This window comes from Micromonospora sp. 067-2, assembly GCF_046549295.1.
GTDB lineage: Bacteria > Actinomycetota > Actinomycetes > Mycobacteriales > Micromonosporaceae > Micromonospora.
Window position 1 is genome coordinate 124619 of the sequence record NZ_JAJPWB010000014.1, and the last position, 16696, is coordinate 141314.

Annotated in this window: 9 protein-coding genes and 2 pseudogenes; 5 read left to right on the forward strand and 6 right to left on the reverse strand. The window is 66.4% G+C overall.

What is annotated here, in order from left to right; all coding sequences use genetic code 11:
• Window positions 1-186 precede the first annotated feature (186 nt).
• Entirely contained in the window at window positions 187-2037 is a 1851-nt protein-coding gene (locus ACLJN9_RS29340; protein ID WP_410814912.1) for a hypothetical protein, read from the reverse strand.
• A gap of 75 nt (window positions 2038-2112) precedes the next feature.
• Here ACLJN9_RS29340 and ACLJN9_RS29345 point away from each other — a divergent pair, with 75 nt between their 5' ends.
• The 5 genes and pseudogenes from ACLJN9_RS29345 to ACLJN9_RS29365 all read left to right on the forward strand — a co-directional run.
• Window positions 2113-3705 (forward strand): HNH endonuclease, encoded by a 1593-nt coding sequence (locus ACLJN9_RS29345; RefSeq protein WP_410814913.1) that lies wholly within the window; start codon window positions 2113-2115, stop codon window positions 3703-3705.
• A gap of 1503 nt (window positions 3706-5208) precedes the next feature.
• On the forward strand, window positions 5209-5760 hold the full coding sequence (locus tag ACLJN9_RS29350) for a hypothetical protein (protein ID WP_410814915.1): 552 nt from the start codon (window positions 5209-5211) through the stop codon (window positions 5758-5760).
• 1504 nt (window positions 5761-7264) lie between these two features.
• Window positions 7265-8206, forward strand: a complete 942-nt coding sequence (locus ACLJN9_RS29355; RefSeq protein ID WP_410814992.1) for a DUF6907 domain-containing protein — start codon at window positions 7265-7267, stop codon at window positions 8204-8206.
• A 371-nt stretch (window positions 8207-8577) separates the two neighbouring features.
• On the forward strand, window positions 8578-9768 hold the full coding sequence (locus ACLJN9_RS29360; RefSeq protein ID WP_410814917.1) for an IS110 family transposase: 1191 nt from the start codon (window positions 8578-8580) through the stop codon (window positions 9766-9768).
• A 529-nt stretch (window positions 9769-10297) separates the two neighbouring features.
• Window positions 10298-10999: pseudogene (locus ACLJN9_RS29365) on the forward strand (cbb3-type cytochrome c oxidase subunit I); the annotation flags it as partial.
• Between the two features lie 406 nt (window positions 11000-11405).
• Here ACLJN9_RS29365 and ACLJN9_RS29370 read toward each other — a convergent pair.
• From ACLJN9_RS29370 to ACLJN9_RS29390, 5 genes and pseudogenes are all read right to left on the reverse strand, one after another.
• Window positions 11406-12473: an FUSC family protein gene (locus tag ACLJN9_RS29370; RefSeq protein ID WP_410814918.1), complete on the reverse strand. Its 1068-nt coding sequence runs from the start codon at window positions 12471-12473 to the stop codon at window positions 11406-11408.
• 355 nt (window positions 12474-12828) lie between these two features.
• A complete protein-coding gene (locus tag ACLJN9_RS29375; RefSeq protein ID WP_410814920.1) occupies window positions 12829-13152 on the reverse strand; it encodes a hypothetical protein in 324 nt (107 codons plus the stop codon).
• 158 nt (window positions 13153-13310) lie between these two features.
• A pseudogene (locus ACLJN9_RS29380) lies at window positions 13311-14484 on the reverse strand (zinc-dependent alcohol dehydrogenase).
• On the reverse strand, window positions 14481-14834 hold the full coding sequence (locus tag ACLJN9_RS29385; RefSeq protein ID WP_410814921.1) for a hypothetical protein: 354 nt from the start codon (window positions 14832-14834) through the stop codon (window positions 14481-14483). The pseudogene ACLJN9_RS29380 and the gene ACLJN9_RS29385 overlap by 4 nt, the downstream one beginning before the upstream one ends.
• Before the next feature lie 638 nt (window positions 14835-15472).
• Window positions 15473-16582, reverse strand: a complete 1110-nt coding sequence (locus ACLJN9_RS29390; protein ID WP_410814922.1) for a glutathione-independent formaldehyde dehydrogenase — start codon at window positions 16580-16582, stop codon at window positions 15473-15475.
• Window positions 16583-16696: the final 114 nt, after the last annotated feature.

Here is a 16696-nt window from a genome sequence, read left to right on the forward strand (position 1 = left end):
TCACCTCCACGCGACGGCGTCTCTTGCTGGAGCAGGTGGAGGCGCTGGATTAGCGAGGACGGCCATCCGCTGGGTGGCCATCGGCAGTCAGAGCTGTCCGACGCCCCGGCCCTGACACGGCGGCTGATCCCGAGAGCAAGCCAGGTGCGGCCTTAAGCAGGGGCAAGGTCTCGGTCCGGACTGACATCACGCAAATCTGTCGACTTCGCCTGCTGGTCGAAAACGGACGAGCTGGCTTCCAGCCGGCATGCTGGGCTGGTCGGTAACGAAGTTGAAGTGGACGGTGTCGTTGAGATGCGGCTTGACTCGAATCACGTCGTCAGTTACCGAGTCGACGGTGCCCGAAAGTGTCTGCTTCGCGATGCAACCCAGTGTAAGTTGCTCGCCGTTGACCGGAACGATGAGGGGCTCGAGGACGGCGAATTGGTAGTGGCCACCCGGCGCAATCTCGGCACCTAAGGTGTTCTCTATCGTGAAGGGCTTCCAAGCGCCGACCAGGGTATGACCGCCGATGAGAGTAGCGGCCCGGCCGATCGCGTTGATTTCTTCGGTAGTCAGCGACGTGACATCGGGGATCACGATAGGTGTGGAGGTGGCGGTTTGAATGAGGGCTAGCGCATGTACGAAGCGCGCGAGCGCAGGGTCCACGAGCGGATCGCCCGACCCGATAGGCGTGAGGTCGGCAAAAGGACCATACTCGCCGGCGACCTGCAGGACATTGGGGCTGGCGAGGTGACTAGCGAAAGTCACCGCAGCTAGGGCCCTACTTGCTTGGTGCCCAACGAGCGATCGAATCGTCCAGGACATAGTCCCGTTCATGGCAGCGGCATCGATCAAGGATTCCGTGTCGAGGATGCCAGAGTCGTCCGTGCCATGAGCCCAGGAGCCCGTCCGGTCAAGGCCGCTTGTCGATGACATCGCAAAGCCGAGTTCTGCTAGGGCAACACCGCCGGGGTCGACGATGCGAAGCCTGTTGCGGAACTTAGCTTCCTCGCCCTCAGCCGGCGACAGCCGCACGCGCCCGATTGCGCCTTCGCTGAGTAGGCCACCTGGAAAGTCTGCCTTGAAGGAGGCCTTGACCTCGACCGGCTTGCCATACTTCCGCCAAAGCTCGAAGGCTTCCCGATCAGGCGAAGGCGAAATGTTCTCGAAGCTGAACGTGAGTTCGAGCGGGATGGGTCGCTCATCGACTGATTGCGCCGAGCGTGCGTAAATTTTGAAGGTCAGCCAGCGGCCATTCGCGATGCTTTCTTGCGTTGCCGCTACGAGCCAGGGCTCGGGCCCCACCTCGGGACGGTGTAGATCAAGGCTGTAGCCGTAGCGGAAGTGCGGGTCGGTATCGAGCACTCTGTCGAGCCGTACTAGATGCTCACGGACCTCGCCGGGCTCCAACAAGGCGGCCGATCCCTCTCCAACTGCCGCAACGATGGCCCTCTCCGGGCCCCGTAGCGTCATGTCGGTACCGAGCAGCTTGCTGAGGTCAGCAACGGCGGCGCGTAGACGCGCTTCCCCGCCGTGGAGGTAGTAGTCGATGACATGGCCGTAGTCGGCGACAAGGTTCTCGCAAAAGTTCAGGCCCTTCCACGCGATCTCGCGTCCCGGTGTCTCAAGCCACGCCCTCACCTGCTGGAGTTCTACCTCTGTGAGCTCGAGTGTGGTGTCTCTGGCCAGGGCCTCAAGTGCCTTCTCAGGAACGTCGTTGAACCAGTCGAGGAGGTTGTCTAGCGTGGGGTCCAGCGGAGTTACCAAATACCAGTCATTGACGGGTACCCCGCGGCGTATCAGCGCCACCAAGATCCGTTCGAACGACTTCTCAATCTGGCGCTTCTGGCTCGAGTCGAGGTTCTGAGCGAACTTCTTGACCTGATAGACGTCCCATCGCGTGGCGTCAGTGTTGGCAGGCACGATGAGGTCGATGCCGAAGTCACCCTGGGACGGTCGGATGCGTAACGTACGTTCGTCCCTGTTGTACATCAGATTCGACAGGACGGTCTCGACCTCGTCGCCACTGAGCGCCGACCACTCTACGCGCGCCATCAGGCCATTATCGCATGGGACGTTCAGCCCGCCGAAGAGAGCCGGTAGCCGTCGGACAAACCTGGGGAGGCAGTAGTGGCCATCTACAGCATTGTGGATGACGTCCGGTACCGGCCGGGCGGCGACAACGGACTTTTGCGGCACGTCCTGTTCGAGGAATGGCAGTCACGGTGCTATTGGTGCGAGACGCCGATGTTGTTCGCCACCGTCGAGATCGACCACATCCTGCCACACACGGTTACCGCCGCCCATCTGATGGAGTTGATCGGCCAGCATGACCTGGCCGCCGACTTCGACGTGCACGCACCGGCCAATCTGGCGCCGATCTGTGGTCCGTGCAACCGCGAGAAGAGCAACAACAGGTTCGCCGGCACCCTGGTGACTGGCAAGCTCGCACGGGCCGCTAAAAAGCGGGACCGAGTGATTCATCGGGTGCTGGCCTTTGCTGCCGCCAACCAGCGCTCGGCGCAAGCGGTGGCGGCGGATCAGGCCCTGCGCTCGCCGGCCGAGGTCCTCGCTCGGGTCCGGATGCTCACCGAACGGGTCCAAGCCTTCTCCGAAACCTGGCGACAGGACATCGCTACCACCACGGACGGGGTCGCCCTGCTCTACACCCCCAAGATCGCCGTCCAGGCCGCGCCTGGACTACCGCCGCTTTTCGACCTGTCCGCTGGGGACGCCGCGACCGCCGCCGTAGAACGCGGCCTCACCGAGGTCCGCGACTACGGCGGAGCGGTCGTCATCGACGCCCGCTATCTTATCCCGCCCACCGACAACGACACTCCCTCGATTGCGGAGGTGCTGGGGCTAACGGGGCCAGACGATCACGTCCTAATCGCTGCCGTGGGCACACAGCTCGACCCGGCCACCACCTTCCAGCTGACTCTAGTCACCGCCGACGGCGCGGTCCGCGATCGTCTCCCACTGCATGCGAACCCGGTCACCTCCGGCCAACGCGGCGCCCGGATGGTCCTGTGCGACGACTCCGGCCTGTTCACCGCCCGCTTGCAGGCAGAACACCCGGACCACGGCGGATCTATTACTACTGACCTCACCAGCGAAGGCATGGCGGGGCGCTACCCCTACCGGCTCCTTGCCGCCCTGCGCCTGTTCCGCGACGCCGAGCCCACCGACCGGCTTGAGGTCCGCCTCAACGACCGTTCTCTAGGCACGCCCGTCGACAACGACGCCGAGCAGACGGGTCAGATCCTGCTGGCGTTTCGCTACGACGGCGAGCTAATCGCCGCGCTTGACCGGATCCAGGCCCACACCGGACAACGGTTCCCTGTCCCCGACGAAATCACCGCAGCGGAGCGCGCCGACCTGCTGCTGGCCGCACGGCTGCTCGAGGGCCAGGCGATCACGCTCACCGATGACGTGCTCACCATCACCATAAAGCCCGAAGCGATTGACGCCTTCCTGCTAGGCCAGCACAAAGACCAGCCCGGCGAGCTACGCATGCTGGGCGCCGGATACTCCGTCACATGCGGCACGCACCGGATGGAACTCGGCCCGGTCGCCATTCAGGCACCACACGTGGTCCTGATCAACATTGATGAGATGCGCGTCGCAGCCCGAACCAAAGCACCCGTCAAGGCCCGCTACCAGTGCCTGCCAGGCTCCAGGATCGTCGTACAGCTCTCGCCGCTGGACTCGATGAAGGCCTGATCGTCGGCGAGGCGTCGCGATGCCGTGCTCAATAGAGCGAAGAGACCCACCCGCCCCAGGCGTGGCTAATGCGGCAGCGCGCACCGCGCGTCGGTTAGGGATTTGTCTTGGCGGTGCTTCTCGCGCACTGCGCTGTTGCGGCGGCGGTGATCGGCTGGCTGCTCGTGCGCTGGTCAAATCATGTTCAGCCGTCGCGGTTAGGGTGGTTGTGGTGAGCGAGGAGATCCTTGCCCGTCTGCAGCAGATCCAGGGGCACGCACTGAAGATTCAGGCCGCGATGCAGTCCCAGCCTCGGCCCAGCGAGGGACGTGGATCCGATCCGCTGTGGTTGACCCGGATGGTCTTCCTGCACGAATCGAGGTGTGGACGGGTTGGCAGCGGCATGTTGCCGCCGAGGAGTTCGGCTCCTTGGTGCTGCGTCTCTTCCGGGAGGTGGCTGCTCAGACGATCCGAGCGTGGTCTGCGCAGGCCCAGGCGTTCGGTAGTCCACGCGATCCGTTGACGCTTACCTAGGAAGCACTCAAGGCACTGGAGGCGACGCGCGACCAGGCCACCGCACCGCCGGTGACGGCGAAGGGGTGGGACGGTGACCGCGCTGTCTCGATCACCCTGACCCCTGGCGGATGCCGATTGGCCTGCGGGCCACCAGATCGATGTCTGAGGTCGGCGCGTTCGCGATGCGTTCAGACAGCGAACTGCTGCTGAAGAGCCGGCCGGCGGTGCACCCCGGGACGGCTCTCCGACGGGGGATTCACGATCGGCTTTTCAAGATGCCAGACCACAGCCGCACACCTGGCGTCGCGGCGTCGCGGCGTCGCCGAGGCTAGCGGCTTCGCGCCAAGGCAAAAGGCGCCGAGCGACCACAATTCCATTGACCGAGCTCCTTCTCGCGAACGAAACAGCTGGTTACTCATCTGCCGCAATCCGCGTGCGTTGCAGTATTACGTCCGGGCTGGCCTGCATGTCCTCCAGGCGTGCGTCGATGAGGTACAGCTGGGTCAGGATCCAGCGGCCGTCGATCTTTTGGACTCAGATGTCCGGTTGACACCGTGCTGAGTGTCATGTTGGGCGGGAGCTTGGGCCTGGGCGCGATCCCGCAGGCCAGCGTCAGGTGGTGGCGCGGGCTGCTGCTGCCGCGGTGTGACGCCCACCTCGAGGTCGACACTAGCCGCGACGACACCACAACTCCGAGCTTGACACGAGTCCGAGTTTGACCGTGCACGCCGCCGCCCGCCAGGACAACAACTCGTCTCCCTGGCAAGGCTCGAAGTCGGCCCCTCCGGCACAAGAGGCGCGTGACTGCAGGACAGTACGACGCACCGGCGGCGATCCATGCTGGAACGTTCGCTCGTGCGACTTCCCGCTACTGTAGGCAACCTCATCCCGATCTAGTGCTGAGGACCCTTGGCTAGGAACGCTTCACCCACGTCGAAGCCGGATATCCCTACTGCAACTGCCGAAGCCCGAGGGGGCCCGGCTCGAGCGGTCAATGTCGTGTTAACTGTGGCGGCGCTGATAGTCGCGCTCGTTGCCTGGCTGTTTCCACGCGCACCAAGCACGCCGAATGCGATCCCCGCGCCGTCCGACGCGACCGTCTCGGCCCCCACAGCTCCGGGCGCAGGCCAGCCGAACGACGCAGCGAAGGCCCCGTCGGCAAGCTCGGTTCCACCAGACGCGGCAGTGGCCTACGCACAGCAACGACTGACCCTCGGCAGCTGCGGCACCGTCCCGATCGATCTTGACGAACCACGAGTGTTACCTACCAACGGCGCCGACATCACCTACCAGTGCATCGACAGGCGGTTCGCTCTGTCCCCCGGCGTGATCGGTGGCTACGTCGACGCCGCGTTGCCCCGCACCCGCGACACCTGCAAGGATGCAGTGCGCTCCTCAACCTTTAGAGACCTAAGCCGCAAGGTGGCCGCGGGTCTCACCTTTTGCATCGAGACCCCCAAGGCGGCGAGCGCGCCCGGCAAGACGGTTCTCGTCGAAATCGTCAACGACGCCTTCTTGGAGCCCGTCAACATGACGGTCCAAGCCTGGCGCAACTTGTAGCGACCTGGATGTTCCCCGGGTCTCTCGGGCCAGGAGTCGTTCCGTGCCAACCTGCTCAGACATAGCGGCGCGCTCGCGAAGTTACGGTGGCACCGCATCATCCGCCCCGAATAGGACGGCCAGCGACGGTCTTATTACCAGAGGGCCGAATAGCTGTGTTCAGGTGCCCCGGCGGGAACAGCATGGAAGAACCTCAGATGAAACCGAGGACAGCATTACCGTCGCGTCGACCAACTGCACGAGCGGATCCGCGACCTCCCACCGATCGCGCCCGCACGGCTGTCGACCTGACGATGCCGCGATCGGGCCGTGCGGCGGCCCGCATCTATCGACGAAGAAGCCGGCGACATGGCCACCCTGGACGTGTACTTCCTTGCCCTGCACGAGCCGTACCCGTCACCGAGGCACCCGGTGCCGATAACGCCACGGTCGTGCACGCCCGGACGCTGCTGCACCCCGCCGTCTCGCAGCCCACTGGCGGTCTGATGTACCGATGCCTGGTCGAGTTTCCCGTCCGGCACCCCGGCTGCACGGACCGCAGACGCAGCTCACCATCTCTTCGGCCGGCGCGCCGCCGCGCCTGGTTGGCCCCGCGGAGCAGCAACGGGAGCTGAACCAGCTAGCCGACCACGTCCGCGGGTTTACGGCGCAGGGGTCGTTCTGGCCCGGTGACGGCCTCGTGGATCCGCCTCAGCAACCGGCCGTGCTCCCGTACCGGCCGCGGTCGGCCGCTCGGCGTTGACCGATGACGACACCGCCACCGATCCACTCGACCAGCGGGACGCCGCGGGCCGTTCGCGCGTTGGTGGTAAGCCCGCTCGGGCGTGCGCGCGGCGTGAGCCGATGCGCGAGGTTCGTGCGCGTACGGCACGAGCGTGGTCCCACCGACATGCCTGCCAGGCTGATGAAGGTCGGCGTGGTGAACGCGCTTAAGTCGTTCGGCCGAGGCCCTGGGCCTCACCTGCCTCGGCTCTGTCACCGCGACCGTCGAGCGTTGAGGTTGTGAGGCCACAGAATGTTCCTGCTTCCACCCGGCCGGCCCGGATTGGCCAGTCTCAGGGCGGGGAAGCCGCTACGCCACCCCTGCGGGCACCCCGCAAGGCCAGCCGTGGTCGGGCTCAGCGCTGAGGGCCCGTCCCGGGCGAATGTGAGTAGGCCACACACACTGTCCGTTCTCTGTGCTGTGACTGTCGGGACACTTGATCCCCGCGCGTGATGCGAGAACTCGTGCCCGTGGAAGGAGCCCACTGCCCCAATGGCCCCGCACCCGAATGTCTCCCAGACGACCATCCCAGCTGCCTCCGCGGGGTCGAGTCCATCTCGACCCCGGCCCTTCGCGAGCGACGAGGCCGAGCAGTGCCCGTCGTACCCGGAGGACGCCGGCACGGCGAACGCTGCGGCAACGACTGCTCATCCAGGCGTCGCCGACCCGGTCTGGTGTGTGCATGGTCATTTCGATAACGACCGGCGCGCTGACCGACGCCACCACAGTGATCCCGTCGTGATGCGTCTGGCGCTGCCTGACGTTGTTGACCGTGGCGATCACTGGCCGCGCCCGCACCGGTGGGCATCCGCGGCTCTGGTCATCCGATTGACGCAACGCCTTGACGAGATTCAACCCGCGCTGACCCTGTACCGCGATCCCACTGCCACCGACGATTGGGTGAGATGCGCGCCGGCGGAGGCAGAACGGCTCGCTGACCTGCTCGTGCGCGCCGCTGAGCTCGTAGAAGCCCCGTTGCCAAGCGAGCGCGCCTTGGATGGTCCGTTTTGGCAGGACATCGCCTGTCCGGCCTGGTGTTCGGGTGGTCATTTACCCGAGGACGCCTACGAGGACCGCACGCATTTCGGCGACCTGCCGTCCGCCGCCCGTGCAGTCCTGATCGATCTGCTGCTCGAGACGGCCGCCGAGGGGCGCCCGGAGCAATTTGAGGTCACTGTCGCCCAACACTACCGCTCCACCACAGCGCGTGTGCACGTGATCAAGTCCGAGCAGGCCGAGTTGCGGCTCACCCCGGCTGAGGCCCGTACCCTCGCCGCGCACCTGCGACAGCTCGTCCAGACCGCAGGGCTCTCCGCCGAAACCCTGTGGCCGTGGACGCCCATCGAAGGCGTGACCGTTGGTGGCGAATCGGCTTTCCCCTGCCCTCACCGTCTCCCGTGGTGCCGCGGACACAATAAGACTGAGATTACTGAGTACCGCCAACTGGGCAACCACCTTCTGCACAGCGGCCCCATCACCAGCGCTCCCTTCACCACCTCCGGCAGTCCCGGCAGCATCGACATCAGCATCAACAGCCTCACCGACCGCGCGCAGCCCTTCGCCTACCTGCAACTCCTCGGCGGAGACGGCGGCGCCGAACTCGACGCCAGCACCATCGACCAGGTGATCGCCGCTCTGCAATTCACCAAGAAGTACCTCCAAGAAGCTCAGCCGCGTACCTGACAAGCAGGTGCGCGCAAAGCCGGCGGGGTGCGGGGCATGGCTCGATGTGGTCCGCCGACAGTGAGGCTGACGTGTGATGTGCCACCCGCTCCCCGCCTCGCGCACCCGTAACGACACACCGCGATGATCCGGCGGACGGTGAAAGGATCAAACCCAGCACGTCGTGACCACGGCTACATCGAGGACACGTTGGCGTCAGAGCAGATGCCACCCGCTGCCTCGTCCGTCTGTAGATCCGGTAGACCGCTGACGTGTCCTCGCGACGTAGATCGCAGCCAAGTATGTGCGGCAAGCCGGAACTCCGGACAAGGGCAACATCCACATCCGTCAGCTTCAATGACGCACTCGTCAACTTTCTGAGAGGAATACCGGTGGCGAAGCTGTGGATCGGCGTGGACATCGGCAAAACCCACCACCACGTGGCCGCCGTCGACGATGACGGCCGGCTGGTTTACTCCCGGCGCGTGCCCAACGACGAAGCCGCCCTGCTCACCGTCATAGCCGAGGTCTCGGCCATCGGTCAGCCGGTCTGCTGGGCGGTGGATATCACCACGGGGCTGTCCGCTTTGCTGTTGACCCTGTTGTGGCGGCGCCAAGTTCAGGTCCGCTACGTCTCCGGTGCCGTGGCGTTCCGCATGGCGGCAGCTTTCGCCGGGGAGAACAAGACCGACGCCGGTGATGCCCTGGTCATCGCCCAGATCATCCGCATGCACCCCGACATTCCCATCCTGAAACCCACCGACCAGCTCATCGCTGAACTGACCGTCCTGACCGGCTACCGCGCCGACCTCGTCGCCCAGCGCGTCGCGACCCTCTCCCGGATCCAAGAGTTGCTCACCGGCATCAGTCCCGCCCTTGAGCGAGCGGTGAATCTCAACCGCAAAGGCCCTCTGATGGTCCTGGCCCGCTGGCGAGCTCCCGAGGCGATCCGGCGCGCGGGCGTCGAGCGGATCAGCGCGCTACTGCGCCGAGGCCACGTCCGCAACGCCACCGACGTCGCCGACGCCATGGTCGCCGCCGCCCGGCAGCAGACCGTCACTACACCCGGGCACCGCGCGGCGGCGGTCGTCGTCGGGCAGATGGCCACCGAGATCCTCGCCCTCGAGCAACGCATCTCAGGCGTCGACGACCTCATCGCCGAACACCTCGACCAACACCCTCTCGCCCCGATCGTGAGCAGCCTGCCCGGCATGGGCACTCTGCTCACCGCCGAACTCCTCGTCCACACAGCTGGCATGACCGAATACCGCAGCGCGGCGACACTCGCCGCCCATGCCGGCCTGGCACCCGCCAGCCGCGACTCGGGCAAGATATCCGGGAACCACCGCGGGCCCCGCCAATATCACCGGAAACTGCGCCACATCCTTTGGATGGCCTCGTTCACGGCCATCAGACTGTGCCCTACATCCCGCGCCTACTACGACAAAAAACGCGCCGAAGGCAAACAGCACCGCCAAGCCATGATCGCCCTCGCCCGACGACGAGTTGACGTTCTCTTCGCGCTCGTCCGCGACGGCACCACCTTCACCCAACCCGCCAAATCTGCCAGCACCCCGCCCTGACCGGCAACTTCCACCGCGCCCCCGAGCTGTAAGGCCTCCGGCCGCTCTTACACAGAAGCGGTGCTCATTCGGGACCAGGACAAACTAGAGGAGGAGGTCGCCTGGTGGCGTCCAGAACTGGGGCCTCCGGGTGGGACTTGGCGAACCACACACCTGCTCCTTTGCCAGTGACGACCAGGACAGTCGGCGTCGGCTCGGGATGCAGTCACCTCAGCGGCACATCTGTGATGGGCCACGTGCACTCGCACGGGCAGGCTTCTGATCAGGCCAGTAAGGTGGGCCGGGCCGGCGCCGACGACCAACTGGGGACAGGTCTTGCACAAGGCACACCCGCACTCCGAGCGGCCGGATCGGCAATGAGCCACCCAAGCGATCATCGACGACGAACCTAGCGGCAACCAGCCGAACCGATCACCACTTACATAGAAGCGTCTTGCAATGGCTGATCGTTGACGATGTGTCGGTGGTGCGCCGTGGTGAACTGATCGAAAAGGCTTGGGCGTTGATCGCGCCGCTGCCTCCCCAGCCGGGCAGTGTGCTCGACGAACGAATCGGCAAGGTCCATTTCTGGACCATGTTCGTCGGTTTCCACACCACGTTCCTGGTCCACCACTGGCTGGGTAATCGCGGGATGCCCCGCCGCTACGCCGACTACCTACCGCAAGATGGGTTCACCACCCTGCATACCATCTCCACCATCGGATCGTTCGTGCTCGGGGCGTCCACCCTGTTCTTCATCTACAACATCTGGAAATCCTGGCGTTTCGGCGCCGCCGTCACCGTCGACGACCCCTGGGGGTACGGCAACTCCCTGGAATGGGCAACAACCTGCCCGCCGCCGCTGCGCAACTTCGACCGCATACCCCGGATCCGCTCCGAACGCCCGGCCTTCGACGCCAAGTACGGCACACTGGTCGCCGACCTCGGCCGTGACCTGCCACAACGCGCCGCCAAGCCGCCGCAGACACTCCGCGACCAACTGCATCGCGAACGGCATATGCCAGAGTCACCCGGCGCCGAGGGCGCCCCCGGCACCGACGGCGCGACCACATACCAACCAGATCCGCAGTCCGGCGCCCGTCCCGTCGAGGTACCCGATCCGGGCGAGACCCGCCGCCCGAGCTTCGAGCGGACCAGGGAAGCCGACGAGAACCCGCTGGACTCCCAACGGAGCGAGCAGGCCCCGCCGCAATGGCGGCATCCGGGCGACGAGGACGACGAGAGGAGGTGAGGAGGTCCGGTCACCGGGCGCTCGATCCTGGACCAACCAGCAGTCGGTTCCTCAGATCGCGTGGCAGCCCGTGGGTGTCGTGCAGGGAGCGCTGGTCCTTCCCGTAAGCGGTCTCCGGGACAGGCCACGGGAGACGACGAAGGGCCGCGCGGCACCAGTCCGCGCAACGGTTACCGCCTCTCGAGCTGCGGGGCACGCGTCTCAGAATGAGAGCAGGACCAGGACAAGCGCGGCGTCCCCCGGTCAGCGCTGCTCAGCGCGTCGTCACGGCCGCGATCACAGCCCCGGCACGGCCAGCGGGGCGACCGGTTCGTCGATCACGTACCTGCGGTGCACCTGCACCAGGTGCGAAGGTCAGTCCTGGACCCTCAACCAACTGTGCCGCCAGCGGCGTCACCCCCGCAATTCAGGTGTTCTCGTCGTAACGTTCTCGTGTCAGCCGGTTGGCCGTCTCTGGTTCGAGACCACTGGCGCGCAGCAGGTCACTCGCCGCGACGCGTGTCTGGGTGACCAGGGTCTGGCTGAACCGGCCGGTAGCGACGTCGCCAGCCTTCCGGGCGCTGCGCATGGCCGCCTGGGCTGTTGCTCGCGCCCGCCGTGGATCACGTCCCGAGACGCGTTCGGCTCGAAGCTGCTCGTTGGCGTCGGCGAGTTGCCTGAGTGTCTCGGTCAGCTCACGCGGAACGGTCTCGTCGTACTGCAAGGCGGTCGCCGAGGTACGCGCCAGATCCTGTGCGTCGTCGATCAGCCGTTGGCCATGCTCAGCGAAGTGGGCGAACTGTTCCACGTCATCTCGCCGGAGCCATCTCGCCGGAGCCAGACTCACCACCTCCTTCGCTCCGTCGAGCGCCTGCGACAATCGCGCGAGGTCGGGTCCCGAGTTCTGCAGGCGCTGCAGCGACGCGGTCGCCTGCTCAGCGTCACGCTCGTTCAACGCAGTCGCGATGGTGCGTAGTTCCGCGCTGGTCAGCTGAACGATCGGTATGGCCGCCCGGTTGAGAATGCGCATCGGGTTGACCGGGAAAAGAAGCGTGACCACCACCAGCCCCACCGCCCCACCGATGAAGGCATCCAGGATCCTGGGCCACTCAAGATTGGGACTCACCGGCGACAGGGTCGCGATCACGACAGCCGAAGCACCCGCGTGGGCCACGATCGCGCCGCTGCCACCGGAAAGGATCAGCGCGATCGCGATCGCGATCCCCACCGCCAAACCGATCTGCACCGGTCCCGGACCGACGGTATAGAGCAGAGCGTCCCCGATGAGGATTCCAATTACCACGCCGATCAGCGTCTGGGCGGTTCGTCGGACCCGCTGACCGATCGCGGCAACGATCGTTCCGACCGCCGCGGACGGAGCGAACACCGGCGCAGGGATGCCCAACACGTCGTGCCCGATGAACCACGACAACGCCGCAGCCAGCGCCGCCTGCACCGCGATCACCAGGATGACGTTCGTCAGGCGCAGCCGCACCCGCCACTCCCGACGACCACGCTGGCGAACCCGCTCTGCCACCTGCCGGACGCGGCTGGCGACGGCGTCAACGTCGGAGGGCGGACCGAGCGGGCGCTCCTGGGCAGCACTCATACGGGTGACTACCCGAAGCAGCAACCAACAAGACTCTGGTCAACATCTTCGGTTGCGGAGCGAGGTGCCTTCGCCGCGTCGAAGCGGGCGGCCGAGCCCGACCACCGGCGCTGTTCAAAACGCACCGTGGCGTGACCTGCCGGAACGCCTCCGGCCGTGAACGGGCCGACACGTGTGGCCCCGCCGCCGACAACCGATGTCTGCGGTCATCGCACCGGGGCCCCCGGGCAGGGTACTGAATTCACGTTGTGGATGAAGCGGCGATCGGGCTGCCGGTGTTGACGACCCAGAGCCGGTCGGCCGGGTCCACTACGATGCTCTGCACCGAGACGAACGTGTTGGCGTCGTCGTCCCTGGCGGGCTGGTTCCAGGCATGGTCCGGGAAGGGCACCTCGCGGCCGTCGCGCAGCTCGACCACCGTGGCGGGCACGTCGTCGCCCCACGTGGGGAAGTTCACGAAGATCCGGCCGGTGTGCGAGACGGTTACCCCGGTGGGCACAGGTCCGGCGAAGGTGTGCACGAGTTCGAGGTCGCCGACGGGTTCATGGGCTCGGGGGCCGTTCATCCGCTGCTCCTGACTGTCGGCGCGCCGCCTTTTTCCCGAAGCCCTGAGCGGCAAACGCTGAGGTGCTGCCAGCCCGGAGCGTGCTCTACGAAATCACCGTGATCGGGGCACCGGACCGTGACAGCGCCAGCAACCAGCGTCACGACCCCGCGCGCCGATCATCGGTTGGGTTCGAAGACGGCGCGTACGCAGCCGTCGAGCTTGTTCTTGAACATGTTGTATCCCTGTGGCGCCTCGTTCAGTGCCATGGTGTGTGTCGCGAGGTGTTCGGTGACCAGTTCGCCGCGTGCCATCCGTTCGAGCAGCATCGGAATGTAGCGGTGTCCGTGCTGTTGGGCGCCGCGCAGGGTGAGGCCCTTGTTCATGACCGCCCCGAGCGGGAACTTGTCGATAAGGCCGGCGAAGACGCCGAGCAGGAACACGCTGCCGCCCTTGCGGCAGTGGTAGATGGCCTCCCGGGCGGCGATCGGGCGGTCCGATTCCAGGCGCAGCTGCTGCTTGACCTGGTCGTACAGATACTGCAGCCCGGTGCTGTGGGATTCCATCCCCACCGCCTCGATGCACACGTCGGGCCCGCGCCCGCCGCTGCGTTCGATCAGTTCACCGCCGACGTCCTGGGTCTGGTAGCTGAGCGTCTCCACGCCCAGGTACTTCTCCGCCATCTGCAGCCGATTGGCGTAGCTGTCAATGATGATCACCCGCGCCGCGCCGAGCAGGACCGCCGCGTGCGGCCATCTGGCCCACCCCGCCCGCGCCCCACACCGCGACAACGTCGCCGGCCTTGACCCCACCGAGGTCCGCGCCCATCCAGCCGGTAGGGGCGGCATCGGAGGCGAAGAGAGCACGCTCGTCGCTCACCTCGTCGGGGACGGTGAAGGCCCCCTGGTCGGCGTAGGGAACGCGGATGTACTCGGCGTGGCTGCCCGCGAAGCCGCCGAGTGCGTGGGAGTAGCCGTAGCAGCCGCCGGGTGCGAAACCCCAGAGGTTCTCGGTGATCGCGGGGTTGGTGTTGCCGTTGTCGCACAGGGAGTAGTGCTTTTGCTGGCAGTACCAGCAGCGGCCGCAGGAGATGAACGAGCAGACCACCACCCGGTCGCCCACCTTGTGCTTCCGCACCTGCGGGCCGACCTCGACCACCTCGCCCAGGAACTCGTGCCCCAGCACGTCGCCCCGCTGCATGAATGGGATGTACCCACCCAGCAGGTGCAGGTCGGAGCCGCACGTCGTCGTCTTGCGCACCCGGATGATGGCGTCCTGCTCGTTGCGCATCGTCGGGTCCGGAACCTCGTTCACCGACAGTTCGTTGACGCCTTGCCACACCAGTGCCTTCACAGTCGCCCCTCCCGCCGACCTTGCCGCGTCGCCATCTGCAGCGGTTTGTTGACCGCCGTCGTCCGGGTGGTGGATGGAGAGTCAGGGTGCAACACCTCGCCGGTTTCCAGGAGCTGCTTCGTCTCGCGCAGCGCGGCGCGGATCGCCTGGTGGGGATCGCGACCCGCGAGTCGCCTGGCTCCCGCTGTCACCGGCGACTGGGCACCGTCGCGCAGCCGTACCGCCAGCTCGATGCCGCGGTCAGCCGCGGCGCGGCGGATCTGCACCTCCACGGCGTCACCGAGACCGGCCAGTGGCTCGGGAAGTGGCGAGTCCGGGGCCAGCTCGTCGTGGAGAGGGTTCACCGTCACCACGTGCCACCGCGGTTCGCGCCGCATCAGCGGGGTCCGCTGCCAGCCCCGTTGACGGCCCGACGGAAGCAGGAACCTGCGCACGGCCCACCCCCCGACCACGACGACCCCCGTCTTGACCAACGCCCTCATATGTGCCTCCGGGTCGACCGCGCCCATCGCCGCATCTGCCTGACCGGCGACTCCGTCATGGACAAACCGTCTCATATCCGTTCAGTGTCACGCTGACGATTCCCGCACCCGGCGAGGGGCGGTGGTGCGGGCGCGACACCACGTGGGTGAAGGACTCACCGCTCGATGATCAGCCGAGCCACGAACAAGCCAATCCACCGACCGCGGGGCTCCTCGTAGTCGCCGCCGTGGATGGCCCCTGCCCTGGGCGCGGGACCATCGGCGGGGCGGCCCGGCGTCCCGTACCCGAGATGGCGCGGGTCCGGATGACCTCCGTGGCTTCTGCGGCCACCTCGCCCGCGACCGCCGCCGTCGCCCGGGGCCGTCGACCGGCGGTAGCGGCGGCCTCCAACGCGGTGAGCAGGACCGCGGGCCGCTCGAGCAACGCCTGTCTCCCTCAGGTAACCCACGCTACGGAGGCGGTCCCAGACAGGTGCCGCCTCCGCGCGTCATGCGGACAACCCTGGTCAGCGCCCGCCGTCGGGGTGCAGCAGCACCTTGGTCCAGCCGTCGTTGCGGGCATCGAAGTTGCGGTACCCCTCCGGTGCCTGATCCAGCGTGAGTTCGTGCGACACCAGGAAAGAAGGCTCGGCCTTGTGGTTCGCGATGAGGTTCATCAGCTGCCGGTTGTAGTTTTTCACGTTGCACTGACCGGTGCCCATGCTCTGTCCCTTGAACCAGAACATGCCGAAGTCGAACGGCGCCTTGCCCTGTTTCTGCAGCGGGTCCGGCGACCCGGGGTCCGTCGGCATGTACACGCCGACCACGCCGATCGTGCCGCCGAACCGCACCGAGTGCACGAGGTTGTTCAACGTCAGCGCCGACTTCTCCTGGCCCTGCGGGTCATGCGCCTGGTAACCGACGGCCTCGCAGCCGCGGTCCGCGCCCCTCCCGCCGGTCTGCTCCAGGATCTGGTCAACCGGCGACCCCTTGGAATCGTCGATTGGGATGGCGCCGATCCGCTCCGCCAGGCGCAGCCGGTCCGGGTGCCGGTCGACCACCATCACCATGTTGGCGCCCTTGATGATCGCGGAGTACGCGGCCAGCAACCCGACCGGTCCGGCACCATAAACTGCCACGCTGTCGCCGGGTCGGACGCAGGCGAGCTCGGTCGCGTGCCAGCCGGTGGGGAAGATGTCCGAGAGCATGACGTAGTCCTTCTGCCGGCTCATGTCCCGGACGTCGGGCGGCAGGACCAGGCAGTTGAAGTCGGCCCACGGCACCCGCAGCAGCTTAGCCTGACCGCCCGCGTAAGGACCCATGTCGGCATACCCGTAGGCCGCGCCGGCCATACCGGGCGCCGGGTTGGCCACCAGACAGAACGCCGTCAGACCCTGATTGCAGTTCGCGCAGGACCCGCACGAGACGTTGAACGGCATGCACACCATGTCGCCGACCTTGACCAGGTGGACCCCTTCGCCGACCTCGATGACCTCACCCATGTTCTCGTGCCCGAGCACCGAGCCCGGCTGCAGATCCGTGCGCCCGTCGTACATGTGCAGGTCAGACCCGCAAATGTTCGTCGTCGTGATCCGTACCAAGGCGTCCGTCGGTCGCTCGATCCTGGCGTCCGGCACCTCCTTGACGCTGACCGTCCGTGGCCCGTCGTACACGACCGCTTTCATTCAGTACCCCCCGCGTGAAGATTCCCGCCCCCCTACTGCGGCTCCGGGGCCGCCGGCAGTCTTATT